Origin of the sequence: Aminobacterium sp. UBA4987 (genome assembly GCF_002396985.1) — a bacterium.
GTDB classification, from domain to species: Bacteria; Synergistota; Synergistia; order Synergistales; family Aminobacteriaceae; genus Aminobacterium; species Aminobacterium colombiense.
Map to the genome: position 1 here is coordinate 132,471 of NZ_DGZF01000004.1, position 24,427 is coordinate 156,897.

Below are 24,427 nucleotides of genomic sequence, written 5' to 3' on the forward strand. Positions count from 1 at the left end.
AACATGCTGTAATGGGAATGTTGAGATAAAAGACAGGGGCCGCTCAGATCAATTGAGCAGCCCCTGTTATTACTTGTGTCTTGCTCGTGAAACTATACGCTAATGCACATTTTCAAGACCTGGCACCACTACGTTATACATTACGTATTCGTTGTACCCCGTAATGAGGCGCATGTAACCAGAAAACTTTTGATCAATAGAACTGTCGCCGGTATCTATGAGCAGCGGAGAACCTTCTAAAGCATGAAGTTTTGCCGGCGTGCAGAGAACAAGAATATCGTTACGGGAGAAAAAACGAAGAACTTTTGAACTTATCTGCTGATTTCCTCGCCCTAGAAGAAAACCTTGTCCCCCGATAGGAGTAATTATGAGCTTTCGCTTTTCGTATTGAGCACAGAGTTTTAAGAGCGCCTCTTCCGAAAGGTCTTTTCCTGCAAGTTGTTTGTTGACAACACAATCGACGCCCAAAAGAGAGTAGTCAAGTTGAAGGGCCATCATTACAGCTCGTGTTGTTGTTCCGGGCCCTATGACATAAAGCGTGTCGGAATTCATTTCGTTGGTAATAACATGGGCCGCTATAGCCTGGTGAAGCGCCTCTTCTGATATCGAGCTCCCGGCTTTAAGGCGCTGTACCCTCCTCTTTTCGAAAGGAATTTTGAGGTACCCGCAGAGTTTGGCCGTAACAATGCCCTTTCTGAAAAGGTCTTCATCGATATCCATGACCTCCGCACTTTTTTCACGTGTTTCGCTACCATTTAAGTACAAGAGTGCCAGCTCTCCCGCCTGCTGTGGGGAGCAGCCAAAAACGGCAGAGTGTATTTTTACTCCCGAGGGGATTCCTAATACTGTGAGATTTGTTTTTACACTTTCGTAGATGTCACGGGCTGTGCCGTCTCCACCTGCAAAAAGCAGAAGATCTACCTTTTGATCGAGCAGTTCTTTTGCAGCCCTGAGAGTGTCTTCTCGTGTGGTGTTTTTTTCAGAGACTATCCCTTTCAGGAGGGTCTGGGTTGAAAAACCCCATTGCTTTGCCACGGTTTCACCCATATCGCCGGGAAAGGTTACAATTTGTATATGCTCTTTTATACCTAGAAGCTGTTTTAAAGCCGCAGCGGCACGGCCTGGAGAATGGGGGGCGGCTCCCATTTCCAGAGCGCGTGATAATATGCTGAGGCCATCTGTTCCCTTGAGCCCAACCTTGCCACCCATGCCAGCTATTGGATTTATGATCAGCCCCAGCTTCTTCATTTTGATTTATTCCTCTGTTTCTTTTTTCTCAAAGTATCCCTGATATTTTTTATTGTAGACCCGCCATGTGATGGCCCATTTTTCCGGATCGTCAAAATACTCATGATGTACATGGTGGATCGTGCTGTTGTGAGGTGCTGTCTTCACAATTTCCGGTTTTTCGTAGGCTTCCTTCACAATCTGTTCTGTAATGGCAAGGAACTCGTCGAGTTCTTGCTTGGAATAGGATTCCGTAGGTTCGATAGTGAATGGTTCCGGTACAATCCATGGCTCATGGCTGGTCCAGTAATGAACGCCAAAATCGAACATCCGGTTCTGGACATCGGTTGTGGTTATGCCAGTTTCTTCTTTTAGTTTCTGCCAGCTGTAACGGACCTGTTCAATACGATGCTCCCCTTCTGCATAGGGTGCTGACGCTCCCCGAATGGCCAGAATCTTTCTAAACATATAGTTGTTGTTTAAAACCGCTACTCTGGCAGCCTCTTTAATTCCATCGGCCCCCAAGGCTCTAACCCATGCGTAAGCCTTAAGAATGGCCGGGATGGTTCCGTAGAAGTTTTTGTTTTTTCCAATGGTATGGGCAAGATCGTTATTCAAGAAGAAAGCCCCTGTCTCCGGATTCTTTTCTACCACAGGAACGGGAAGGAAGGATTTCAACATATCGGTAACGCCAACGGCTCCGCTTCCCGGACCGCCGCATCCATGAGGAGCGGAGAAAGTTTTGTGGAGGTTGAAGAAGCAAATGTCAAAACCGGCTTCCCGGGCCCTGGTAATGCCCATAATGCCGTTGAGGTTGGCCTGGTCGTAACTGCAGAGTCCGCCAACGCTGTGCACCAGGTCTGTGAACTCCTTAATGCGGGAGTTGTAAATGCCAATGTCTTCAGGGTTTGTAATCATGAGTGCCGCGGTACGTTCCGACACGGCATTTTTAAGGGCTTCGTAATCCGGCCGCCCATCTGCACCGGGGTAAATGGTGATTACCTTGAAGCCTTTGAGTTTCGCCACAGCTGCATTTGACGGGTGGGAATAGATGGTTGTGATGATTTCATCTTTGGTTTCCGTCTGTTTGGTATGTTCAACCCAGGCCCTGATAATAGAAATTATCGAATAAAGGGCCTGAGAGCCGCCGCCTGTTTGCAGGGAGAAGGCATCCATGCCGGAAATGGCTCTCAAGGCATGATCCATGTTATAGATAATTTCGAGAGCTCCCTGAACTGTAGATTCATCCTGATAGGGATGAAGTTTACTTATTTTGGGATTGCGTGCCAATTCTTCGTTTATTTTAGGATTATATTTCATGGTGCAGGTTCCTTGCCCAATGTCGATATTAAGATCAGCGCCAAGGTTTTCCTGGGATAGGCGCAGATAGTGCTTCAACACTCTCATCTGCCCCATTTCAGGAAGATTTGCATAGTCTGAACGAACCATGTGGGAGGGAAGTTTTGCCATAGCATCTTTTGCGCTGTTCTGAATGCCTTCCTCTATTTCAGGCAAAAGCACTCCTCGCTCACCTGGCGTAGAGAGTTCATAGATAATAGGCTCATCCCATCGAGCCTGATGGAAGTCTCTCAGTTTGGTTTGCATATTCATTCCCATGAGTGTTCCTTCCTTTCTTTTATGCAAGAATTTCGACCAGAGCTGTGATGAGCGTATCCATGTCTTCCTGGGTCACAGTCTCTGTTACGCAGTAGAGGGCACACTCGCCGTAGCCGGGGAATATTTTTGAAACGTCAAGGCCGCCAAAAATATTCTTGTCCAGAAGAGCCTTGTTGATTTTTTGCACCGTTTTTCCAGTACCGTCAAAATTCACAAGGAACTCTTTGAAATGAGCTGTTGATGCAAGGGGAATCTTGACGCCCGGAAGCTCTTCCATCCTCTTCATGAGGTATTGGCAGCGCATATAAATGCTCTCCCCAAGCTCTTTCATGCCTTTAGGGCCCATAAGGGCTAGGTAGACTCCTGCGGTGATGCCCCAAAGGGCAGCTGCGGTTCCTACAAATTCCTTTGCGTTCTCCCGTTCGGCAAAGGAGGTACGTTCCCAGGCAACGTCTCCAAACCCCCATTCTCCATGAGAGGTGGGGGCAATGCCAAAAAGCCGGGACGGATATTCTTTGATAAAGGCTTCATCATCTCGAACGCCCATGAAACCGCCTCTGGCTCCGCCGTAATAGGTGTGCATGCCGAGAGGCTGTATATCGCCGCACACGATATCAGCGCCGTAACGGGAAGGTGGGGTGAGCAATCCCATGGAGGAAGGATCAACCCCTGTGACCATGAGAGCACCGGCGTTATGAAGAATTTCTGTCATTTTTTCGCCGTTGGGATCTATGGTGCCGATAAAAGATGGGTTTTCGAAGTAAAGAACAGCTGTTTTTGACGAAACATGACTCTGGAGTTTCTGAAGATCAAGGCAGCCTGTTTTAAGGTCGCACGGAACATAGGCAATAGTGAGATCAGGGGTGCAGTAGTTTTTTATGACCGACATGGTTTCAGGATGAATATTTTCTGCCACAAGAACCTCCTGTCGGCCTGTAATACGAGCGGCCATTCGAATAGATGTAGCGGATGCCTGAGCCCCGTCATAGGTGGGGACGTTTACTACATCCATGTCTATAAGCTCGGCCATCATACTTTCATATTCGAAGAGTGCCTGAAATCTACCATGATCTTCGTAGGGCTCCCCAGCGTAGGCGGTGAGAAACTCGGAACGTTGGTTAACTTCGTCACACACGGCTGGAACGTAGTGGTTCCAGCAACCTCCGCCAAGAAAACTGATATTTTCAGATGTTGTTGCGTTTTTAGAAAGGATTTGTTCGATATGACGCTTCAGCCCTGCCTCGGAGAGAAGAGGGGCGGGAAGGTCAAGAGGACCTTTAAGTTTAAGCTCTTCAGGAATACATTCAAAAAATTCATCAATGCTTTCTGCTCCTATTTCTTTTAACATTTCTTCTTGAATATAAGGAACAGAGTTAGGAATATAAGGATATACAACCTTATTCTTGGCCATGAGCTTCCTCCTCTTTCTTGAATTCATGGTGTTCAAAGAATACATATTTTGACGATAAACTAATAGTACAAAATACTGATAAGAAACGAATTTGAGATTGCTCTGCGTATTTTACTTGCTGATAGTAGGCCAGTCTGTCAAATCGCCAACACTTTGAAGCCCATCAACAAATACATATTGAGGGGTAACATCTTTTAATTTCTGGGTGGGCATCCCCCAAATGTCATTGTTTAGAACGACAACGTCTGCTTTCTTGCCAACTTCCAAAGTTCCAATGTTTTCATACCCCATAGCTTTGTAAGGATTGACAGTGTAAATTTTTAGGGCTTGTTCCAATGTAAGTTTTTCTTTAGGCGTCCATCCTTCTTCAGGCTTACCGTCGGCGCCAGTGCGATTTACAGCAGCCCACACACCTGTCCACGGGTTGATGGATTCTGCCGGAGTATCGCTCGAACCTGTCAAAAGCAAACCGCCGTCATAAAGAGAACGCCATGGATAAGCCATTTCAAGACGTTTTTCTCCCAGTCGAGAAGGGGCCATATGCATATCACTAGGCAAAAACATGGGTTGAATATCACAGACAACTCTGAGAGATGCCATTCGTTTAATTTGATCCGGCCTGCACAGCTGTGTATGAGCCAAACGAACCGGCAAAGAATGGGAGGTTGTTCCCCGTTTTGACACAACGTATTCTATAGCGTCAAGTGCCTGATCCAGAGCCCTGTCTCCTATAACATGAATCTGCGCCTGAATACCTCTGGACTGACATTCTTCAAGCCAGCCCTTAACTTCGTCAAGGGAATGGTTTAAAAGACCGCAACTTTCCGGATTGTCGGAGTATGGTTCTGTGAAGGCTGCGGTAGCGGCTCCGAGTGATCCATCCAGAAATGTTTTCCATCCCTGATATTTAACCCAGTCATCACCTAAACCACTTGAAATTGGCAGATTGGGCATAAAATCGAAATAGGCAAATACTCTTAGTGAAAGACGATTGGCAGCTCTGAGAGACTGGTATACCTCGAGACTCTCTTCAAGACCATAGGAAAAAGCGCCGCAAGGATGGATCGCCGTTAAGCCATAGGCAGCAATTTCATGGCACTTTTCTGCAACAAGCTCGGTAACTCGCTCTTGAGTGTAGAGACTTTTCTTCATTTTTTCCACTACATTAAATCCCGCTTGCTCATGAAGTATGCCGTTGAGTTTGCCGTCAAGTCCTTTTACGGCTCCCTCTATGTCTGCATCTAAGGGAATGCCGCATTTCTCCAGCGCATTCGTATTAACCACATTGGTATGGGAACAGATACGGGTTACCACAATAGGATTAGGCAAGTTCAGGGAATCAAGATCTTCCCGGGTGGGAAGAGCAGGTCTATCCCAATGTGCCTCATTTAATCTGGACGCATACACCCAACTGCCCGGAGTAGAATTCTCAGCGCCTTTTTTTATTCTTTGCAAGAATTCTTCTTTACTTTTAACATCACTCAAATCTATAGCTACTTTATATTTGGCAACAGCCGTCAAGTGGAGATGGCTGTCTGTCATGCCTGGAATGACTGTTTCTCCCTTGAGTGCAATTTTTTTAGCCTTTGCCGCTTTCGGATGAGATTGCACGCTGCTTTTGCTGCCCACAGCAATTACCTTGTCTCCCCCAAGAAGAAGCGCTTCTTCTACAGTACCTGCGCCAGTCCAAACTTTGCCGCCCTCTATTAACAAATATTCCATGGTTTAAGCACCCCTTATTTACATATTGATTTTCTTGTTAAATTAAATGAGCAACTTGGATAAACCCACAGCTATTTCCGGGAAAAAGGCCAATAAAATGACGGCCAGAATTTGTAGGCCCATGAACGGCACGCTAGCTGCATAAATATCTGAAATATCAATATCCTTAGGAGTGGCTCCCTTAAGATAAAAAAGGCTGAAGCCAAAGGGAGGTGAGATATAGGCCATTTGAAGCAACATCATAAATATGAGTCCCCACCATAGAGGATCGAAGCCCATTTTTGCCATCAGTGGAGAAAGGATTGGAGCTGCAAGCATAATCATGGCTGTGGGTTCCAGGAACATGCCAAGAAAGAATATAAAAATATTCGCAGCAATGAAAACTCCCCATCGCCCTCCAGGAAGGGAGGTCGCAATAGTCATGACAAGCTGGTTTCCACCTGTTCCGGAAAAGACAGAACCAAAGGCAAGAGCTCCAGCAACAATCCATCCCACCATAGCGGTTATTTCAAGAGTTTCCCATGCTGACTCAGCTACCATCTTCCATGTAAGACGACGGCTCATCATACCAAGCATCAAAGCCCCTGCTACGCCAACTCCTGCAGCTTCTGTAGGGGTCGCTGCTCCTGAAAGAATGGAACCCAAGACAAGGAAAATTAAAATAGTAGGAAGGATAATTCCTTTAGAACTTTTTATTTTTTCTATAAAAGTAGCGCGATCTTCTTCTGGAAGAGCTGGACAAAAGTCCTTGTTAAGAAATGATCTGGTAAGGATATAGACACAGTAAAGGAAAGCAAGAAAGAGCCCACATGTTATTCCTCCAGCAAAAAGACCACCGACAGATACTCCCGTTATGGCCCCATAAACCACCATAGTAGTGCTTGGCGGAATAAGCTGCCCAAGAGTTCCACCTGCAAGAACCGACCCCAAACTGACTTTTTTATTGTAGCCATATTTCAACATTTGAGGCAAACCGATGAGTCCCAGTCCGATTACACCAGCGGCAACAACACCGGAAACTGCCCCCAAGATGGCTCCTACCACTATAGTCGTAACAGCCAATCCACCTCGAACGCCTCCAAACCACTTGTAACAGGCGTCATAGATATCTTCAACAACTCGCGTTTTTTGCAAAATAAGGGCCATGTAAACAAATAGAACAACAGCTATGAGAGCGAAGTTGTTCATCGTCCCCCATACAGCCGTTGTTAGAAGAGATACGCCACCAAAGCCCCAGAGACTCCACGCAAAAATAATACTGATAAAACAGAGAGAAAAAGCAATGGGAATCCCTAAGGCTAAAACCGCAAAAAGAACACCAAACATCGCAAGAGGTACATATGAAATGGTCATGTTTTCTCCTTCTTTTTACTTTCCCCGGCACTCCCGGATTTTTATACTGAGATTGCGAAAAGATTGCACCATAAGCAGTAGCGTTCCTACAGGAACAACTGTTTTAAACCACCAGATGGAAGGATTGAATGCTGTTTGATGCATGGATTTTTCACCTATCATAAAGGATTGCCATGCCCATGGAACGCTGATGTAAATGAGAATAATACAAACGAATAGGATGACACACTCTGAAACAATCTCAAGACGAATTTTACCTTTAGGAGAAAGATATTTTTCCAAAATATCTACACTTACGTGCTTTTTTCTTGCGTGGCAATACGCTCCTCCCATTATGGCCTGGATACCAAACATAAAAAGAGATATTTCGAAACTCCAGTCAGGCATGTTGTGAAAGACATATCTCATGAAAGCGCTGTAAACTATAACTACGGCCAAAGGAAGTGTCAGGTAGGCTAATAATTTATTGATCTTTTCCATCAACGGAGATTCTCCTTTCGAGCAATTGCATTGAAAGGCAGAGTGAAGGTTGATCATTAAGAACCCCACCTTCACTCTGTCAAGAACAAAGATTACTAATTACTACTGTCCATATCCATAAAATCTTGCTTCTTCCTCGTAACCAAGCTCATGGAGTACACGGGCATATATCTCTAAATACGCCTGACCATTGGGAGCCTTTTCAACATATTCTTTATAAACTTTCATTCCGACTTTCTGCATTTCCTTAAAATCTTCTGCAGGGAGACTTACTACTTCCACACCGCTCTCTATCCACTTTCTCTTGTAAAACTCATCACTAGAATGCATTTTCAGGGCAGACTGATATCTGGCATGATCCATTGCTAGAAGCACTATGGTCTTTAGATCTTCTGGAAGAGCTTCCCATTTCTTAGGATTCACTGTGAGGAATTTGCTTGAAGTTGCTCCAATATGGACTGCCGGATCAAGAGCATACTTTACTACTTCATGGAATCCCATTTCCATATTTTCCTGCCAGTTTGTCCACTCCGCTGCATCGATGGTGCCAAGCTGAAGTGCAGTATAGATTTCAGGACCAGACAATGATACGGCAGAGGCTCCTAAAGCCTGATAAAACTGTGTGCCCATTCCGCTTGTACGGATATTCATTCCCTTAAAATCCTGAATGGACTGAATGGGTTTCTTAGCGAGCATTAAGGGTTCTGGTGTGCAGGCGTCAAAAGTTCCGAGGAGCGTAAGGCCGTGTTTTGCATAAAGTTCTTTCATAACTGGATAAGCAGCCCTATCAAGATACATAACTTCATGGTAGCTGCGAATAGGACATCCCGGACGGGTGGCAAAGGCTGCAAACATAGGATCTTTACCAGTCCAGTAGCCTGTTGAACACATAGATAGTTCTACAATGCCGTTCTTAATAGCATCAAAAGAATCGAAAACTGGAAACAAAACACCGGCACCAAAAGGTTCTATTACAAGTCTGCCGTTTGAAGCCTTATTAACCATTTCACAAAATTCTTGAATGATCTTGTAGTCTTCCGTTCCCGAGAGAGAATGGGTTACCGCTCTCCACTTGTAAACAGTGTCAGCTGCTTCAGATATTTGTGGGTTCATAAAACCACATGCCAAGAACAACGCGACACATAAAGCAAAAATTCCTATCTTCGACGAAACTTTCATTTTTTCCCCTCCCTATTAATTGTTGGAATAACTGCAAACATACTCTACAATTTCTTTGCATTGCAGCTCAAATGAGGTTGATGCAGGGAGCACGTAAAATTCCCCTTCTCCATACCGTACCCAGCTGCAGGAAGGATGGATCTTAACCTCAATGAAGCCCGAGGTTATCTCTACTTTTTCTTCCCCATCTGTAGAAAATGAATAACGACCTGGCAACAGAATTCCTATCGTTTTTTTCATTCCTTCTTTTGTCCAGAAAGTTCTGCTCGTAACTTTTCCATCGTTATAGACATTTGCATTGACAGCTATATCCACGTTTTTAATCACGTCCATACACATAGCCCCCCTAAATTTATGCTGAAAGCAAGAGTCAATTAATGCCGAAGTTTTGATATACTTCATGGTTTCCTCGTTTTTCACGCAGGGTTTCTAAAACTCCAATTAAATATTAATTGATTCAAATTAAGCACCTTTTGGAGATAAACGCTATTCTGTCAAAAGAAATATGTCTTGTACAGATGCAAAGAAGCGGGAGATCATTTGAAATATACGTGTTAGAATCATTTTGTATTCTTGGGATACAAGGTATTCATAAGTTATTTATAGCGTATTTTTACCTTTTGTCAAGTTTTGAAATTGGCAAGTGTGGCAATTTAAATGAGATGTATCTTAAAACTGTTTAAACAAATACATCTGGTGATGTGAAGATATTCTTTGACAATTCACTTATCTAACCTTAAAAGATAGTTTTACTTTTTGCTTTACTAACGTTTTTAAAATGAATAATTCTTGACAAGGCTGCTGGCATCTTTTAGTATTCAATGGATACAGCAACTCGGTTAAAGCTAAAAATTGAGGCTTGTAAAGAAACACAACACTCAATATAATCGCCAAACTATACTTTTTTTGAAAAAAATTGGTACAATATTACAAAAAGTAAAGATATTTTTTGTTTTGTTCGAAAAGCTGATTTTATAGGGGCTCTCAATGGGCTGCCTGTATTAATAAAAAACCCATGTTGGGGGGAGTTCTTGTTGAGAAACCGTTCGCAAGTTCAATCATCTGTAGATTATGCATATAAGGAACTGCGCCATAAGATTATGAATAAAGAATTTAAACCTGGACAGCGCCTTCCGGAAATCGCTATTGCTGAGCAGTTAAATGTAAGCCGGACACCTGTGCGGGAAGCCTTTAGGCGATTAGCGAATGAGGGGTTAATTAACATTTTCCCTAACGAGGGGGCAAGCCTGGTAAACCCTTCGAAAGAAGAAATAGAGAACACCTTTGAAATGAGGGCCTATCTGGAATGCCTTGCCATTAAAAAAGCTGTGCACCGAATTACTCCACTCCAGCTCTGCATGTTAGAAGAAGAAATTCAGAAAGAAGAAAGCATCTTTGCCGCAAAAGACCTCGATAAGTATCTTGAAATCAATAATGCTTTCCACAAAATCATCGCAGAGGCCAGCGGAAACGTGGTTTTATACGAATTTATAGTAAGCGTGCTCTCTCGCTCTTTTGTGTATCTGGTTCTTTTTGAGTCGTTTTTTGATTTTGGAGGAAATCCAAGCCTCGATGAACACAGGGAAATCGTTAGAGCATTGAGGAACCGTGATGAAGAAAGAGCTGTTGAATTGATGCGGGCACACGTTCTCGCTTCTGCCGAAGGGATCCGCGACGGAAGTGGTGCCAGGTCTTGAAAATGTGCAATTGTGTCAGAAGTATGCAGTAATGGGAATGATGAGAGATAAGACAGGGGCTGCTCGATTAAACTGAGCGGCCCCGTTTTGATTTGTTGCTTTGTGCCTAGTTAGTGAAATCATGCACCAATGCACATTTTCAAGACCTGGCACCATAGGGTAAAATAGGTAGGATTAATAGGTTGAATTACTGTTCAGGGGGGCACAAAATGACTTTTTCCACTAATAATAAATACGACTCCAAAGAAAAAGTACAAGTCGTCGGTCGATATGGATTACGAAGTCAGGTTTTCTTTTTGGGTTTCCTGAGCATTGTTGCTGCGGGGATGGTATTGCATTTTGCCAGAGGAGTCGTGATGCCGCTTGTAGTAGCCTGGCTTATTTCTTACATTTTCAAGCCAATGATCCGCACCCTTGAGCGCAAAAAAATTCCGCCTGTTCTTTCTATCACCGCTCTTATAGCGGTTTTTCTTGGGCTTTGCCTATTGGCATTGAGCTTTTTGTACAGGCGCTTAGTTCCCTTTGCAAACGCTTTTCCTTCATATTACGATAAGCTATTACTGCTTGTGCAAGAATTCGGAAAAACAAATGACATCCCTATAGAGCTTTTACTTGAGTTTGATTGGGGGAAACGGCTTACTGCTTGGCTTATCACTTTGCCTGGGACAGCCATATCGTTAGTAAGCAACTTGTTTCTCATGATCGTCTTTCTCGTTTTTATTTTATTGGGATCACCTATCTCTGCGGACAAATTAGACAGGGCTTTTTCGCCCAAAAATTCTGTTCGTGTTCAGCAAATCATCAACTCTATTTCAAAACAAATTGGGAGATATTTGACCACAGCAGTCATAATCAGCGCAATGACGGGCATAGCCGTATGGATGGCACTGAAACTCATCGGCGTGGATTTCTCTGTAAACTGGGGAGTTTTAGCCTTTCTGCTTAACTTTATTCCCTATATTGGGTCGATTTTGGCATCCATTCCGCCCATTCTTGTGGCATTAGTAAAGTTTTATCCTGATTTTACACCTGCCATCATAACGGCTTTTGCATTATTGTCTATTCAGGTGGGTATTGGCAATTTACTGGCTCCAAAGGTTATGGGAGACGCCCTTGATATTAACCCCATTGTGGTGCTTGTTTCGTTGCTCTTTTGGGGATGGCTGTGGGGAGGCGGTGGTGCTGTTTTGGCCGTTCCCATTGCAGTGGTAATAAAAATCGTATGCGAGAATATCCCTTCTCTCCACCCCGTTGCGATTTTCATGTCGTCAAAGTAATCGGTGCCAAGTAATTCGGTGCCAGGTCTTGAAAATGTGCAATTGTACCAAGAGAATACAAAGTGGGGCGGCTTTAAGCCGCCCCACTTTCGGAGAGGAGTTGCTGCTCTTTGCGCTATACAGAGAAGGAAGATTTTCTTTTTAGGGGCATTAATTGTGAAAACATGCGCTTATGCACATTTTCAAGACCTGGCACCATTTATTGTTTGGCACCATTTATTGTTTCGATTAAGGCCTTTTCTATCTTCTCCGCTATTTCTTTGTTCATATTTATAGAGTAGATCCTGACTATTCCCTGGTTGACGTAGCGATCACGTAAATAAATATTTTTTAAACGCATCTTTGCGCATATCTCATACGCACTTATGCCGGTGATTTTTTCATCCACATTAATTTCAAGGGTGGGGTAAGAGCATAGGCAGTATTCGGATTCAACAAAAGTCGCGCTAATGCCAGGAATTTTCTCTATTTCTCCTTTTATTCCTTGCAACAACTCTATAAGGGCTGCCTCTTTAGCCGCAAAAGCTTCTACGTTTAGATTCTGCAACGCTGTCAACAGACCTACGATATTTTCTTTGCTCACTTTCATGGCGCGCCCTATTCCATGGCTCGGAGTTCCCCGGAATTTATCTTTTGGTATGAAAGAGCTTGGCGGGTTCCATTCGTCATAGGCTTCTGATGGAGCTTCCAGCATTTGGATAGCAGCAGAAGCTATGAGATCTTTGCGACCGCAGAGGATGCCGCTGTTCTGAGGTCCGCGGATTCCCTTGCCGCCGCTGATGCATACCAGATCGGCCCCCATGTCTATAAACTTATGAAGGTTTTCTATTGGAGGAATTTCCGGAGCAGCATCTACAATTACAGGGATATTATACTTTTTCCCAACTTCGATAACCTCTTCGAGGGACGGATGGCTTCCTGTTCTTACAACATAGGCAATGGCAGCTGTTTTTTCTGTGATCATAGATTCAATGTGCCATTTATTGGTGATATATACAGAAAAAGGAGCAACTGGCGCGTGGGGGATTCCTACGCCAATAAGTTTGGCGCCAGCTGCCCGTATAGCATGGGTGTATCCGCTAATCTGGTGGCAAGGCATTATGACTTCGTTCGGCATATCAGTTGTATCGGGCAACCGATCCATACGAGCCACATCGTAGCCACAAATACATGCTGCTGTAGCCAAAGTAAGAGCAGCACAGGCTCCACCTGTTACAAGCCCCGCTTCGGCATGAGTTTTTTCTGCGATGATCTTAGATGCGACCGCCTGAAGCTGATCCAGTGGAACAGAATACTTTGCTGCCTCATCCATGGCATCCAAAGTTTCTTTCTCCATAATGGCGCCGCCGTATCTTGTGAGGGGCCCATCCACATTGATAATCGGTTCTATTCCAAATTTCTCGTAAATTGTCATGGCTACTCCTCCATTACTAAATTTATGATTGGTTACTCATAAATCGTTCCGGCAGTTTCCCGGCCTGAAAATAGGGCAGGAAGACCGCCCGTATGCCAAAATAGAACGCGGCTTCCAGAGGGTATCAATCCTTTTTCTAAATAATCAAGAAGTCCGGACATGGCTTTTGCTGTGTATACTGGATCTAACAGCACCCCTTCGCTGCGTGCTACATGTTTGATTGCTTCCGTGCTTTTCGGGGTAGGCACATCATATTCTCCGCCATAGTCAAAGCTGACATGGATGTCGCTTTTGCCGAAAGATAAATCTAACCCTAGGAAATCCGCTGTATCCCTACATGCATTCAGGATGTCGTCTTCCATAGTAGGATGCATGCTCGAGGTGCAATATCCATATATCTTCACTTTTGATTCAAATAGTTTTTTTGCCACGAACAGTCCGGCATAGGTTCCCCCGGCACCAAGGGGGGTTACGATGTAATCAAGATCATCCAGGGTCATTCCCAAATTCTGTAATTGATGAACAAGTTCAGCCATGGCCCATACATAGGCCGCATGGCCTTTTGGGAAAGGCGCTCCCACCTTGAGGTAGAAACATTTATGACCTGCGTCTTCGAGCTCTTGTATGCGTTTTTTGCGCATTTCCTCAGTTCTGTTGAGCCCGTCATAAAGGTTCTCTCCCTCATTTAATTTGATAAGGTGGACTTCGGCTCCTAAAGTTTTATCTAATAACAAGTTGCCTTGGTATTCAGTAGGAATGTTGGGCCCAAAGAGATAGAGAATCGTTTTGAGTCCGCATTGTACGCATGCTGATACCATCTGTCTGCACCAATTTGATTGGATTGAAGCGCCAGTGATAATATAATCGGCTTTCGCTGCTAAGGCGTCAGGAAGAACAAATTCGAGTTTGCGAGTTTTATTCCCCCCTAATTCGATCCCCGTCAAGTCGTCCCGTTTGATGAATAGTTCTATGTCATACTGGCGAGAAAGTCTTGGGAGCTTATGCAGAGGGGTTGGAAGGAAAGCCAGATTGACCCGCGGCAAAGCTTCCTTTAGTTGGTTTAGCGTTCTTTCTATTTCTTGAATGTCTTTCATTATTTGATCTCCCCTCTTATCAAGAGATGTTTTTGCAGTCTGCCCTGGTCGTTAGGTCTAATCCCTTTTTAAAACTACTTTTTTCACTGCCTGGCTGGCCGCAATCAAGATAGGATCGTAAACAGGGGCTACAGAGGGAGCATATACCAAATCGACCTCTGATAGTTCGGCGACTGTCATACCTGCTGTTATTGCCGTTGCAAGGAGATTTATTCTTCCTGCGATAGATTCACTGCCTATTGCCTGGGCTCCAAGAAGTCTTCCCGTATTTTTATCGAATATAAGCTTTATGCTGTTGTCTTTTCCCCCAGGATAATATGACGCTTTATCCTTTTTCACTATTTTCGCCTCTTCTGGCAGAAATCCGGCTTCTCTCGCCTGATCCACTGTCAAACCTGTTGATGCTATATACAGATCGAAGACTTTTGTGATCTGGGATGCCAGCACTCCTTTAAACGTACTTTTATCACCTGCAATATTTCCTCCGGCAATTCTGCCCTGCTTATTGGCAGTTGTTCCGAGAGGGACATAAGTTTCTCTTTTTGTTATTAAATTAAAGGTCTGCACACAGTCTCCACATGCCCAAATCGACTCATCAGAGGTTTTCATGTACTCATCTACAACAATAGCGTTTTTAATTCCTGTTTTTAGTCCAGCGTTTTGAGCCATACTGGAATTTGGCCTCACTCCTATGGAGATAATGGCCATGTCTGTGTCAAATATTTCACCGTTATTTGTTTTGACCCCTACAACATTGCCATTTTCACTTATAATCTCGCTTACTGTTGTTCCGGTATGCAAGTACACGTTGTTCTCTTCTAAATTTTTCTTCACAGCGTTGGAATATTCTTCGTCAAGAAGAGGCAGAAGCCGTGGCAAAGCTTCAACAATTGTGACCTCTATGCCTAAAAAGGATAGCTGCTCCGCCATTTCAAGGCCAATGAACCCTCCCCCCACGATAAGAGCTTTTTTGACATTTCTTTCTTTAATCGCGTTTTTAATAGCCATTCCATCCTCGACGGTTCTAAGGAAGAACACGCCATTGGCATGAACGTGGGGAATATCTGGTATTATTGGTGACGCTCCCGTCGCAATGACAAGATAATCATAGGGAACTTTGAAAAACTCATTTTTTCTTAAATCATAAACATCTAGGATTTTACTGTCTGCATCAATTTTAGTGACCTCGTGATGGATGTATGTGGAAATATCCCTTTTTTCTTTTAATTCATCTGGGGTAAAATCCGCCAACTTGCCTTCCGTTTTAACAAGATCCCCTATGTAATATGGCAATCCGCAAGCACCATATGCTATGAACCCTGTTCTTTCATACACAGAGACTTTTATATCAGGATCCATTCTTTTTGCCTTCGAAGCAGCACTCAATCCAGCGGCTGTTCCACCAATAACTACCAGATGCTTCCCCACCTTGGTTCACACTTCCTTTCTAAAACCTTACGTGACTCTTTATGATTATTTGCCGTTGCCATACTTTTCTAATACGCCAAGTTCACCCATTAACTTTTTGAGCTCATCAAATTTGGGCCCTACAAAATCAGAATAGGGTTTTCTCAAGTGACCACCCGGCAAGCCCAGGATCTTCAAAGCAGCCTTAATGACGATTGGGTTAGACAACTGGTAAAGACTTTCAAGAAGCGGGAAGTATTTAAAGTAGGTTTCTCTGCATGTTTCCATTGTTTTTACGCTATCCCACGGACGGGAAAACAACGCAACTTCCTCAGGAATGATGTTCCCGCCGATATTAGCTGTTCCGTTTCCGCCAATAGCAAGGGTGGGAATAACAATTGAATAGTTTGGATAATCACAACAAAGAATATTAATCTTATCGCCACACAGACGTTTTACCTGCACTAGCTGTTTTACATGGGGCATGGCTTCTTTATCCACAACAAAGTTTGGGTGTTTTTCAGAAAGCCTGGCAATGGTACTTGCCTCTACAAGAACTCCTATCCTTGACGGATTGTTATAGATACCACAGGGAATATTAATAGAGCCCATGCATGTATCAAGATGGTCATAGACTGCGCCCTGCGGAATCAGAACATATGGCGGTACCGTAAAAATAACGCCGTCTCCACCCTCGCCTTCAATATACTTCGCAAATTCAACACTTGACTCCGTAGTATTTGACGAAGCATTGAAAAAGACTGGGATTCTTCCCTTTGTCATTTTTATTACTTCTTTGACGATCGCTTTCTTTTCTTCAAGAGTAAGCAGGCTTGTTTCGCCACATGATCCCAAAACAAACAATTGGGATGTTCCATACTTGATTTGTCTTTCAATAAGAATTTCAAACCCGTTATAGTCGATAGTGTCGTCAGGCTTGAAAGGAGTGGGCATTGCCACCCATGAACCAGTAGGTTTAAACATAAGAAGTGCCCCCATTTATATTTGAGTTTTTAATCGTATTCTATTTAAAAAGTACTGCTAGTCTTCTTTTTTTATTTCAACAATCAAATCTAATTCCACAGACGTATTAACTGGGAGCTCTGCTGTGCCAATTGCGGATCTGGCATGTCGGCCAACTTCTCCCCAAAGCTCTACTAACAGGTCTGATGCGCCATTAATCACCTGCGGCTGCTGATAAAACCCTGATGCGCTATTAACATAGCCCACTAATTTGATTATTTTCGTGACTGCATCAAGGGTTCCCAGCTCTTTTTTCAAAGAAGCCAGGCAGTTGAGACATGCATCCCTAGCAGAGAGTACTCCTTCTTCTAAAGACACCTCTTTTCCTACTTTACCCAGATATCTTCTTTCCCCGTTGATCAACGCCGTCTGTCCAGAAGTAAAGGCCATATTCCCAGAGATTTGAACCGGAACATAAGAGCCTCCAGGAGCAGGGACTTCAGGCAATTCAAGACCTAATTCAGCAAGTTTTTTTTCAACATTCATATGAACATCCTCCCGTAAAATATCTTCTGAACAAAAAGGCGCCTGTTAGCTGTAGCTTACGGCATTTTCAAGTTTCAAAAACTTCTGTATGGCAAAGGCGATGGCAAAAAGGATTATTCCCAATAGAGAAACCTTAAAACTAGGGAATATTAGCGCTATGCCTGCAATAAAGAAAAGCATTCTTTCAATAACCTTGCATCTTCTAAATAAATATCCTGTCATAACGACATCAAAACAAAAGACCCCGGCAAAGGTTGTGATGACAGTAAACAATATTTGAGAAAGGGTTCCGTCCAAAAGGAGAGCGGGCTGGAAAATAAAAACATAGGGAACACAAAATATTGGAATCGCAAGTTTAAAGGCAGCTACCCCGGTAGACCATGGGCTTGTTTCCGCAATTCCGGCAGCACCGTAAGCCGCTGTAGCTACAGGAGGAGTTATATTACAAAGAATTCCAAAGTAGAAAGCAAATAAATGGCTTCCTAAGGTGTGCAGCCCCATAGATGTCATTGCAGGAATTAATAAAACAGAGACGATTATGTACACCCCAACGGTCATCATTCCTGTGCCCAGTACAAGAGCAGTTATCATGACAAGAGGCAAGAGTATAAGGGCATTTCCTTTTGCAATTTCCACCAGGGAGGTGCTTAATGTATATCCAAGGCCTGACTGCATGACACACCCCACAATAATACCTGCACACGCACAAGCTGTTGTAACGGAAAAAGCCATCTGGACACCTGATTTTAAACCTGCGCATAAACTTTTAAGGGTGAATCGGGTTTCTTTTCTTATAAGGCTCACCGCAAGAAGAGAAATTATTCCCCAAAACCCCGCTCTGACCTCGCTAAAACCCATAACCATTATTAAAATCAGCACGATCATGGGCACTGCCAAATAGCTTCTCTGGAACAAATACCCCCAAGAAGGCAAATTGGCGTGATCTTCATCGGTAAGCTGTTTGAGGTTCCATTTCCGTGCCTCCAAATGGACTATCACATAGAGGGAAAAGAACCATAAGAGAGCCGGCACCAAAGCAGCTTTGCATACTTCGTTGTAAGAAATGCCAAGGAACATCGCTATGATAAAAGCCGCTGATCCCATGATGGGAGGCATAACTTGTCCGCCAGTGGAAGCCGCAGCTTCTACAGCCGCTGCAAAGGGCGGTTTATATCCCATTTTCTTCATAATTGGAATGGAAACCTGACCAGTGAGGAGGGCATTTCCTACGGCTGTTCCATTAACCATTCCTACTAGCGTACTAGAGACTATTGCCACTTTAGCAGGCCCACCAACAGATTTACCAACAAGCTTCATAGAAAAATCCATAAAAACATCCAGGATACCCGTTTCTATAAGCAAGCCGGCAAATATAAGAAAAACAATGACAAAGCTGGCAGAAGCACCTAACGGAGAACCCCAAATACCCTCAAGATCCAAATATTGGATATTAATAATTTCACCAATAGTAAAGGGTGCGTGACTTAAAAATCCGGGGAACCACGGCCCGGCGTAAACGTAAAAGAGGAAGAACACACTTACTATCACGATACCTAGACCAACGTGCCTTCGCGCGGCCTCTATGGTTAAAAAAAGGATGATACCGCCAATGACGATGTCGTAAGTATTTGGATTCCCCGCACGTAAAGGAAGAACAGTACTGTTTGTAAAGGTATAGTACAAACTCACAGCTGCCAATAACGCGAATAGAATATCTAGCGATATCAACCACTTTTGGCCACTTGACTTATTGACGTCTTTAATCCTTTTTTCTATAGAGCTCAAAAAAACTAATACCAGAATAACCAAAAGGTGTGTCGCCCGGTGCTGGAAAGCTTCAAGTTGACCTACATAGGACGTAATTATGTGAAATAAAGCAAGCGATACAGTAACAAGACCAATGAAAGTTGAAAGAATGCCATTTTTTTTTAGTTCCGACCAGATGGTTTCTTCGTCGGGGATACCTAATATATGTTTTTTTATGTTAGCAAGCATAGGCCAACCCTCCTGTTTAATACTCTACGCACCGGTAGACACACTCTTTTGAAACGCTTTTTCTAAATTGACATCAAACTATTTAAGGGGCATACCCGCCTCAGGAATTTCCATACCCTTTTCTTTGTAAAATTTATAGGCTCCTTCGTGAAGAGGAAGCACTGTTCCACGAAGAGCGTTCTCAAGCTTAATCTGGCTCTTAAATGAAGCTGGCGCAGCGTCAACGAATCTCTCATAATTTTCCCAAAGAGCTTTGGTTATTTCATAAACCAGGTCTTCAGGCAAATCTTTGTTGCAATAGAATCCACCGCCATAACCAACTGTGGTGATATCATTTTTCACACCAGAATATGCACCAGCGGGGATAATCCATTTTTCCATACCATATTTTTCAGCCATTCTATTTAGCAAATCTTCAGGAAGCTGCAGGATATCGACAGCGGAAAATGTGTCTACATCCATAAACGCGGAATTAGGAGGCATTGTCAAAATAGCATAAAAATCAAGGTGTTTATCTTTCATCAGAAGAGCTCCGTCTGGGAAACCTACATACGTTGCTTTTCCAAGCATGTCATAAGAGATATTGGCTTCTTCTAGCAAACGGTCAAAAACGATTTTTCCCGTAAAACCTTCCTTACCAGGGCTAAAGGATTTACCTTTTAAATCATCTAATGATTTGAAACCTTGTTCTTTTAGAAACAGGATGTGAAATGGTTCAATATATTGGTTTCCGATGTATCTCAAATTTTTTAATGGCTTTTCAAAGGGAACTCTACCTTCCCATGCATCAAGAGCCGTTCCACTATAGGAATATCCAATCTGTGCTCTATTGGCATCTACGTCCCTGCAGTTACTTACTCCGCCGCCAATCGTAGGGGAAGCGTTTGCGCCTTCTACCTTTTCTGTAATAATGCTTGCCAAAACTGACCCGCCGGAAAACCACGTGCCGCCCACAGTGCCTGTCGCTATTTTGAGGTATTTCGTACCCCCACTTGCCCAACCAATTCCAGAGAAAAGAAAGATGCATAATAACACTGACAAGATCCTTACTAGCTTTGTGTTGATTTTGCTCATGACCTTACCTCCTTTTAATCTTGTTTAAAATAGAGTGTTCAAACATAAGCACACCTTTAAATGCAGACACTTTCGTTAGACTCCTGTGTGGTTTTCTCCACAAAAGACAAATCTTTTAAGATGTTATTCAAATGTTCAGTCATAAGTTGGCGCGCTTCTTCTTTCTCTTTGTTTTTTATTGCCCTGTATATGGCTTTATGGTCTGACCCAATAGTGCTTCCGGCCTGATTTCTCAACCTCTCAACAATTGAAGAGTCTTGGCCGCCGTGCCGAATGACACGCAAGGCGGTTTCAATAATTCGATTCTTGGAGGCCCTGGCAATGGCGTCGTGAAACTTAACGTCAGTAACTGCCATACTCTTATTAGAAGCAAGTAACTTTTCCATTTCGCATAAGATTTTTTCGATTTCCTGCAAGTCTTCCAAAGTTGCGTTTTCAGCCGCAAGGGCGGCAGCTTCAGACTCTAAAGCACGTCTCGCAACCAAAATATCTCGCACATACGTGCCTTCTTCTGTGAATAAAAATTGACTAAAATCCCTTAAAGATTCTTTTTTCTCTTGCAAAGAAAGAAGATACTTAAGGTATTCTTTCCCTTTATCGGAGAGTATCCTTCCCTGAAAACCAATCTTGTTGAGAAGTCCACCATCGTCTAACTTTCTTAGAATCCGTCCAACAGTGGCCTCTCCAAGTTGAAAGCCCTTCTTATCCAGAAAAACACGTATTGCCCCCGCACCCTGGGGACTGTCGTTCATAGAAAAAAAAGAAAGAACTAGACATTCAATTTTTTTATTGCTCACCTGTACCCCCTCCTCGCTGCTCATCGCTGATGAGTAGCTTGTTATTATTATAGTCATTTTTTGCACAATGTCAAGAAGCTGAAGAAGCTGGTGCCAGGTCTTGAAAATGTGCATGAATGAATTTTTTCACAAACTGTGAGCTTTTGCTCGCTTTTGCCCATTTACATGACCCTGTGTGGTCTTATATATTTAAGATATTAGGGGGGAGAAATATGACTGATAAGAAAAAACATAAAGCAAAAAGCGCTGATGAAATCCGAAGTAAAATACGGGAGCGATATGGAGCTATTGCGCAATCCGGAACATCGTGCTGCGATCAGGGTGCTTCATGCTGTTCAATCTCTTCACAACCTGATATTTCACAAGTGTTGGGATATTCTGATGCAGAACTTTCCTCCACAGCAAAGGGAGCAAATATGGGGCTTGGCTGTGGAAATCCTTTAGGGATTGCAAGCTTGAAAGCAGGAGAAACTGTTTTAGACCTGGGATGCGGAGGAGGTTTTGACTGTTTTCTTGCAGCACAGGCTGTTGGAAAGGATGGTTTTGTTATAGGAGTCGACATGACTCCCAACATGATTGACAAAGCACGTTCCATAGCGGGAAAAGAAGGCTATTCCAATGTGGAGTTCAGACTCGGAGAAATAGAGCATCTTCCTGTAGCAGATGCCACTGTGGATATTGTTATATCAAATTGCGTTATTAATCTTTCTCCACATAAACAGCAGGTTTTTTGGGAAATATACAGAGTGCTTCGCAAGGAAGGGCGAGTCGCTATTGCTGATATAGTAGCTTTACAGAATCTTCCGGAAGAAATTCGAACAAATCAGAACGCTTATAGCGGGTGTGTTGCAGGAGCGGCCCTTGTTAAAGAAGTAGAAGAAATGTTAAAAAATGCTGGTTTCAAAGATATTATAATTACAATAAAAGAAGAAAGTCGTGAATATATAAAAAACTGGTTTCCAGGGAGTGGCGTTGAAAACTTTGTGCGATCCGCATATGTCGAAGCTAAAAAATAGTGGTGCCAGGCCTTGAATTTATGCATGAGGGAATGTTTTCGCAATGTATTATGATTCGACAAGTCAGGTGCCACTTGCGCTGAAAAAGCTAACGGAGACATGAAAAAGTTAAGGAGCCCCTATTTAGTATGCTTTTGGCACATTCTCAAGACCTGACACCGCTACTTATTATTACGTTATAATTACATTATTAAGGCAGATCTTTGGCGGGCTTTATACATTGTCAGTGAAATTAGCGTAACTAGTAGTTGGAGGGATGTTGTATCTCTTTCCTTCGCAATGCTCGTAGCAGGGAACAAACTACAATTGGAGGAGTTCTATATGGAAGACATGGACGAAATGGAAATTTTAATCGGGAAACGCATAAGAGAACAACGAAAGTCCCACAAGATGACATTACAGGATTTGGCTACAAAAGTTGGAATATCAAAAGCAATGCTCTCCAAAATTGAATTAGGTAAAGTAAGCACTCCTATTTCTACCTATTCAAGGATTGCTAAGAATTTAGAAATGTCACTTGTAGCCCTTATTGGGGAGACAAAGACTGGTTTTCTCCTTATACGAAAGGAAGACAATAAACCAATTTCGTCAAGAAAGACAAGCAAAGGATATCGTTATGAAATGCTTGGCAATACCTGGCCTAACAAGATATGGAGCGCTTATCTAATTACTTATTCAGCAGAAACAGCTAAAGAAAAACCAAATTACATACATGATTCCTGCGAGTTTGCATATGTACTAGAAGGCCAGATGCAATTTCGTTATGACGATCAAACTTTTCTTCTTTCAGAAGGCGACTGTATTTTCTTCGATGGGAGCAGACCCCATGGAGGTAAAGCTTATGGAGGTAAGCCCTGTAAAACTCTTCTCATTTTGACACCTAAGTGCTAAAACAAGTCGCAGAAGCGAGTGTGGCTTCTGCGACTTGTTTCATTAATATGCGATATTCATTTTTACTCATGTGAAACTGAAGGGTGTTTTTATTTCTTGATAACTGTTTGACTGACAATATAACGATCAAGAACATCCTCAAGCAAATCGACCCCAAGTCCGGGTGACGTGGGAGCAAAAACCCTTCCATCATGAATTAAGCTACTAAAGGTAGTAATATCCGCTTCCAAGCGCAATGGAGAAAAATAGGCATGCCCGTAAGGGTATAGATTTTTCGTTACAAGAGCCATGTTAAGGGAAGCGGCCTGTGTCACTCCCTCTTCCAACATAGAGTTAAACAAGATATTAATTCCATTATTTTGAGCGAGCTCTATGATTCTCATCGATTCTTTAATGCCACCATTTTTGCAAACCTTAACGCTAAATACATCTGCAGCGTTAAGGTTAATTATAGCTCGAGCGCAGTCAAAAGAAGTAAGGCTTTCGTCAACAGAAACAGGTACATTACAACTTCTGCGTAGTTCCGCCATACCTTCAATATCCTCTGCAACAAGCGCTTGCTCGAACAGAACTGGGTTTGCTTCTTCAGCAATAGAAATAAACTTCTTAGCAGAGGCAAGATCCCATCCTTGATTTGCATCAAGAATCAATGGATACTCTGACCCCACAGCTTCTCGGACAGCAAGAACACATTGAGCATCTTGAACAGGGTCTCGACCAACCTTAACCATTAAGGAATGGTATCCTTTTGCTTTGGTTTTTAGAGCAGCAGCCGCTGCTTCTTCTGGCGTTTCTCCCCCTATAGCCCCCATGATTGGTAACGAATCATACAAATTTCCACCAAGGAGTCGGTAAACTGGCATCCCAGCTTCTTTTCCGAGAAGATCGTAACAGGCCATGTCAATCGTTCCCTTGGCCATATAATTTTCACGCATAATAAAATTCATCGTGTCATGTAATTTACGAATATTAGTTGCTTCTTCGCCAAGAATCGCAGGAGCTATGTTGTGCCTCAAAACAGTAGCAACTGTTTCAGGTGTTTCAGACGTAAATCCCACCCATGCATCAGTCTCTCCATAACCAACCAATCCATTATCTGTATGCACTTTCACAATAGTAGGGTGTGTGAATGCAACAACACCGTATTTTTTCGACAGTTTATAAGGAGGATTCAACGGAATTTTTGTTTCAATAATTTCAACAGCAGTTATCCGCACAATTGTCACCCTTTCAAAAAATTTTATTCAAAGCATCTTCTCTTTGAAGA

General features: G+C 43.1%; 21 protein-coding genes. 4 read left to right on the plus strand and 17 right to left on the minus strand.

Going from position 1 to position 24,427, the window contains the following annotated elements:
* Positions 1 to 99 precede the first annotated feature (99 nt).
* The 8 genes from B2U56_RS02035 to B2U56_RS02070 form a co-directional block, all read right to left on the minus strand.
* Positions 100 to 1,248, minus strand: a complete 1,149-nt coding sequence (locus B2U56_RS02035) for an ATP-NAD kinase family protein (protein ID WP_286951940.1) — start codon at positions 1,246 to 1,248, stop codon at positions 100 to 102.
* Between the two features lie 6 nt (positions 1,249 to 1,254).
* Positions 1,255 to 2,838, minus strand: coding sequence for an aminomethyl-transferring glycine dehydrogenase subunit GcvPB (gene gcvPB / locus B2U56_RS02040; protein WP_286951983.1), 1,584 nt, complete (start codon positions 2,836 to 2,838; stop codon positions 1,255 to 1,257).
* 25 nt (positions 2,839 to 2,863) lie between these two features.
* Positions 2,864 to 4,255: an aminomethyl-transferring glycine dehydrogenase subunit GcvPA gene (gene gcvPA, locus B2U56_RS02045; RefSeq protein ID WP_286951941.1), complete on the minus strand. Its 1,392-nt coding sequence runs from the start codon at positions 4,253 to 4,255 to the stop codon at positions 2,864 to 2,866.
* 111 nt (positions 4,256 to 4,366) lie between these two features.
* Positions 4,367 to 5,977: an amidohydrolase gene (locus B2U56_RS02050; protein ID WP_286951942.1), complete on the minus strand. Its 1,611-nt coding sequence runs from the start codon at positions 5,975 to 5,977 to the stop codon at positions 4,367 to 4,369.
* A 42-nt stretch (positions 5,978 to 6,019) separates the two neighbouring features.
* Positions 6,020 to 7,330 (minus strand): TRAP transporter large permease, encoded by a 1,311-nt coding sequence (locus B2U56_RS02055; RefSeq protein ID WP_286951943.1) that lies wholly within the window; start codon positions 7,328 to 7,330, stop codon positions 6,020 to 6,022.
* Positions 7,331 to 7,345: 15 nt separating this feature from the next.
* Complete coding sequence (locus tag B2U56_RS02060) at positions 7,346 to 7,810, minus strand: TRAP transporter small permease subunit (protein ID WP_013049135.1); 465 nt, start codon at positions 7,808 to 7,810, stop codon at positions 7,346 to 7,348.
* A 102-nt stretch (positions 7,811 to 7,912) separates the two neighbouring features.
* A complete protein-coding gene (locus B2U56_RS02065; RefSeq protein WP_286951944.1) occupies positions 7,913 to 8,989 on the minus strand; it encodes a TRAP transporter substrate-binding protein in 1,077 nt (358 codons plus the stop codon).
* Between the two features lie 15 nt (positions 8,990 to 9,004).
* A complete protein-coding gene (locus B2U56_RS02070; RefSeq protein WP_286951945.1) occupies positions 9,005 to 9,322 on the minus strand; it encodes a pyrimidine/purine nucleoside phosphorylase in 318 nt (105 codons plus the stop codon).
* A 701-nt stretch (positions 9,323 to 10,023) separates the two neighbouring features.
* Here B2U56_RS02070 and B2U56_RS02075 point away from each other — a divergent pair.
* Together B2U56_RS02075 and B2U56_RS02080 are read left to right on the plus strand one after the other, a co-directional pair.
* Entirely contained in the window at positions 10,024 to 10,686 is a 663-nt protein-coding gene (locus tag B2U56_RS02075) for a GntR family transcriptional regulator (protein WP_286951946.1), read from the plus strand.
* A 209-nt stretch (positions 10,687 to 10,895) separates the two neighbouring features.
* Positions 10,896 to 11,963 (plus strand): AI-2E family transporter, encoded by a 1,068-nt coding sequence (locus tag B2U56_RS02080; protein ID WP_286951947.1) that lies wholly within the window; start codon positions 10,896 to 10,898, stop codon positions 11,961 to 11,963.
* A 199-nt stretch (positions 11,964 to 12,162) separates the two neighbouring features.
* Here B2U56_RS02080 and B2U56_RS02085 read toward each other — a convergent pair whose 3' ends face one another.
* The 8 genes from B2U56_RS02085 to B2U56_RS02120 all read right to left on the minus strand — a co-directional run bounded on the left by B2U56_RS02085 (position 12,163) and on the right by B2U56_RS02120 (position 21,253).
* On the minus strand, positions 12,163 to 13,377 hold the full coding sequence (locus B2U56_RS02085; protein WP_286951948.1) for an aminotransferase class V-fold PLP-dependent enzyme: 1,215 nt from the start codon (positions 13,375 to 13,377) through the stop codon (positions 12,163 to 12,165).
* Between the two features lie 32 nt (positions 13,378 to 13,409).
* Entirely contained in the window at positions 13,410 to 14,471 is a 1,062-nt protein-coding gene (locus B2U56_RS02090) for a 1-aminocyclopropane-1-carboxylate deaminase/D-cysteine desulfhydrase (RefSeq protein ID WP_286951949.1), read from the minus strand.
* Between the two features lie 57 nt (positions 14,472 to 14,528).
* Positions 14,529 to 15,899 carry an FAD-dependent oxidoreductase gene (locus tag B2U56_RS02095; protein WP_286951950.1) on the minus strand — a complete coding sequence of 457 codons (1,371 nt, stop codon included), beginning with the start codon at positions 15,897 to 15,899 and terminating at the stop codon, positions 14,529 to 14,531.
* A gap of 45 nt (positions 15,900 to 15,944) precedes the next feature.
* Positions 15,945 to 16,862: a dihydrodipicolinate synthase family protein gene (locus B2U56_RS02100; protein WP_286951951.1), complete on the minus strand. Its 918-nt coding sequence runs from the start codon at positions 16,860 to 16,862 to the stop codon at positions 15,945 to 15,947.
* Between the two features lie 57 nt (positions 16,863 to 16,919).
* Positions 16,920 to 17,387, minus strand: coding sequence for a RidA family protein (locus B2U56_RS02105; RefSeq protein ID WP_286951952.1), 468 nt, complete (start codon positions 17,385 to 17,387; stop codon positions 16,920 to 16,922).
* Positions 17,388 to 17,432: 45 nt separating this feature from the next.
* Positions 17,433 to 19,382, minus strand: coding sequence for a TRAP transporter permease (locus B2U56_RS02110; protein WP_286951954.1), 1,950 nt, complete (start codon positions 19,380 to 19,382; stop codon positions 17,433 to 17,435).
* 78 nt (positions 19,383 to 19,460) lie between these two features.
* Positions 19,461 to 20,456 (minus strand): TAXI family TRAP transporter solute-binding subunit, encoded by a 996-nt coding sequence (locus B2U56_RS02115; RefSeq protein ID WP_286951955.1) that lies wholly within the window; start codon positions 20,454 to 20,456, stop codon positions 19,461 to 19,463.
* A 56-nt stretch (positions 20,457 to 20,512) separates the two neighbouring features.
* Entirely contained in the window at positions 20,513 to 21,253 is a 741-nt protein-coding gene (locus tag B2U56_RS02120; RefSeq protein WP_013049147.1) for an FCD domain-containing protein, read from the minus strand.
* A gap of 212 nt (positions 21,254 to 21,465) precedes the next feature.
* Between B2U56_RS02120 and B2U56_RS02125 the strand changes: the two genes are divergently transcribed.
* Together B2U56_RS02125 and B2U56_RS02130 are read left to right on the plus strand one after the other, a co-directional pair.
* A complete protein-coding gene (locus B2U56_RS02125) occupies positions 21,466 to 22,269 on the plus strand; it encodes an arsenite methyltransferase (RefSeq protein WP_286951957.1) in 804 nt (267 codons plus the stop codon).
* Positions 22,270 to 22,590: 321 nt separating this feature from the next.
* Positions 22,591 to 23,160 (plus strand): helix-turn-helix domain-containing protein, encoded by a 570-nt coding sequence (locus tag B2U56_RS02130; protein WP_286951959.1) that lies wholly within the window; start codon positions 22,591 to 22,593, stop codon positions 23,158 to 23,160.
* Positions 23,161 to 23,249: 89 nt separating this feature from the next.
* On the opposite strand, the gene B2U56_RS02135 is transcribed toward B2U56_RS02130, so the two are convergent.
* A complete protein-coding gene (locus B2U56_RS02135) occupies positions 23,250 to 24,377 on the minus strand; it encodes a mandelate racemase/muconate lactonizing enzyme family protein (RefSeq protein ID WP_286951961.1) in 1,128 nt (375 codons plus the stop codon).
* Positions 24,378 to 24,427: the final 50 nt, after the last annotated feature.